This is a genomic window from Moorena sp. SIO1F2 (assembly GCF_010672755.1).
Classification (GTDB): domain Bacteria; phylum Cyanobacteriota; class Cyanobacteriia; order Cyanobacteriales; family Coleofasciculaceae; genus Moorena.
The window spans coordinates 1-2,067 of the sequence record NZ_JAAHFV010000605.1 but is presented as its reverse complement, the minus strand read 5'-3'; the positions used below and the strand labels follow the sequence as shown (position 1 = coordinate 2,067).

Genomic DNA, 2,067 nt, shown 5'->3' with positions numbered 1-2,067 from the left:
TGCACCGCCAGAACTAAGAGTAGGAGGCTGAAAAGACATCAGCTCTGTCAGGGGAGATACTTGTCGAGCAGTGCTTTCAAACGTCGTTTACCTGTCTATCTTGTCCTCGATTGCTCTGGTTCTATGTCAGGGGATCCTATACAAGCTGTTAATGCTGGAGTTAAAGCATTAGTTGCTGACCTGATGAACGAACCCTATGCCATAGAAACAGCTTACCTATCAGTAATCACGTTTGAAAGCACTGCTCGACAAGTATCTCCCCTGACAGAGCTGATGTCTTTTCAGCCTCCTACTCTTAGTTCTGGCGGTGCAACGTCTATGGGTGAAGCCCTTAAACTCTTAGCAAAGTGCATGGATCAAGAAGTGCAGAAATCCAGCGAAACCCAAAAAGGGGATTGGAAACCTTTAGTGTTTCTGATGACTGATGGTATGCCCACTGACAGTTGGCAAAAAGCAGCCGATGAGCTGAAAAAGAAAAAGCCAGCTAACATTATTGCTTGTGCGGCTGGTTCTGGTGCTGATGAATCTCTACTCAAGCGGATTACAGAAATTGTTGTCAAGTTAGATAATTTGCAACCGGATACCCTCAAGCAATTCTTCAAGTGGGTAACACAGTCAATTCAACAGACATCCCAGAGTGTATCTCAAGTCATGGCAGATAACCAGCCTATTAACCTACCTCCCCCACCTCAAGGAATCACGATTGTTCCTTAAAGTTACTGTACAGCACCCATCAAGGGTGTTGTTGCTAAACCAGCTTAGTGGAAATATTCTACGGGATTAGCTATGGCCAATAGAATAGGCAGGAGTCAACTATGTCGGAACTAGACCCAAATTTAGAAGAATTAGTCCAAGCGGTTTGCTGGAAGCTCTATCTTGAAGAACATTCGCCTCAATTAAAGAAAAAGTGGCAAGAGTTTACTGATTCAAGTAATTATCAAGAGCAAGCTAGGAAAATTTGTGATTCTCTAGCTGAGCTGGCTAAAAGGGTGTTTGCTTGCAGGTTAAAAGTCGATATCAACATAACCAACCAAGATCAGGAAATAGAGCGACTGTGGAGTAGTTTTATACAGCAAATTTTAGGGGCACAAGGCTCTGTTAGCCAGGAAGATGTTGAAAAATGGCGCAAGATAGTAAATCGTGAGTTAAAAGAAAGTGTCCGTAGTGCAATCGTTAAGGTTTTATCCCAAAAACAGCCAGATTTACTTCCGTTAAAAGTGAGTATAGGAGAAACACCTGCTAGTAAAAATGTCGATAACTTACATTATAATAACGAAACAGCCAATTTACCAACAACTCCTGAAAAGGTAACAGAAGAGGAGCGATCGCATAACACACAATCAACACAACCAGGTATAAGAGCAACTGGTAACCTGCCCACAGGTGAAGCTCCCGAGAGGATATCTACACCTGTAAAACCGCCGTGGAAGTATCTACCAGTGCCAGACAATGAGCCAGATAAACACGAAGATTTTGATTGTAAAGCGGAAAAATCTCCAGAAGGACTAAAGCTCATCGGTGCAAGAGTTCGTGGTAAAGGTCATAAACACAACGGTACTAATTGTGATGACTGGTTCGAGTTTGCTGTTAGTGGAAACTGGACAATTATTGCTGTCTCCGATGGTGCTGGTTCCAAAAAGTTTTCTCGCATAGGCGCAAGAGTTTCTTGTCAAGCAGCAGTTGAGCAACTTAGTAATGATCTTAAGTCTCACAATTTATTTCCGAGACAGACAGAGGAACAGTTATCTAACTCCCTCAAGCGACATGATAATTGGAATTTTGTTGGCGAAGACATAAATTTTGTGCAAACTGCTTTGCACAAAGCTATGAATGGTGCTTATGAAGCTGTTGAAACCAAAGCAGATGAACTTCACCCATTAGCAGATTACTCTATAGCCCTTGGCGGTCAAATAAAACTCGAGATTAAAGATCTTTCGGCAACACTACTACTAGCAGTACATACCACTGTTAAAGCAGGAGAAAATAACTTTAGTATCGTACTAACTTGTCAGGTTGGTGATGGCATGTTGGCTGCTGTTTCTCAAGAAAGTAAGCTGCAGTTATTAA

The 2,067-nt window shown here is 42.1% G+C and carries 2 protein-coding genes; both read left to right on the top strand.

Translation table 11 applies throughout. The features are described 5' to 3' along the window. The first annotated feature begins 60 nt into the window (after window positions 1-60). Entirely contained in the window at window positions 61-714 is a 654-nt protein-coding gene (locus tag F6J94_RS33295; RefSeq protein ID WP_293048100.1) for a VWA domain-containing protein, read from the top strand. Between the two features lie 101 nt (window positions 715-815). After that, on the top strand, window positions 816-2,067 hold a 1,252-nt coding region (locus F6J94_RS33290; RefSeq protein WP_293048098.1), incomplete at its 3' end, for a protein phosphatase 2C domain-containing protein.